At 36.6% G+C, this 243-nt stretch carries 1 pseudogene; it reads right to left on the reverse strand.

The features are described from left to right. Positions 1–243: pseudogene (locus ACRHOC_RS15015) on the reverse strand (beta-ketoacyl synthase N-terminal-like domain-containing protein); the annotation flags it as partial.

Consider the following 243-nt stretch of genomic DNA (forward strand, 5'->3'; position numbering starts at 1 on the left):
TTAAATGGGTTGCTTCATTATATTTTTGATGCTTTAGTATTAGAATAGCCATTTCTATACTTAAGGTTCCGGAGGCTCCTAGGCTATGACCAATAAGTGTTTTATTGGTTGTTAACGCAGGAATCCTATCTACAAAAACCTTTTTAATGGCATTAAGCTCAGGGATATCTCCTTTAATGGTTCCTGGTGTATGTCTGATAATGACATCAATATCGGAGGTGTCTATTTGGCCTAGGTCCATTT

Origin of the sequence: Winogradskyella poriferorum, from assembly GCF_050618035.1 — a bacterium.
Lineage (GTDB): Bacteria > Bacteroidota > Bacteroidia > Flavobacteriales > Flavobacteriaceae > Winogradskyella > Winogradskyella poriferorum_A.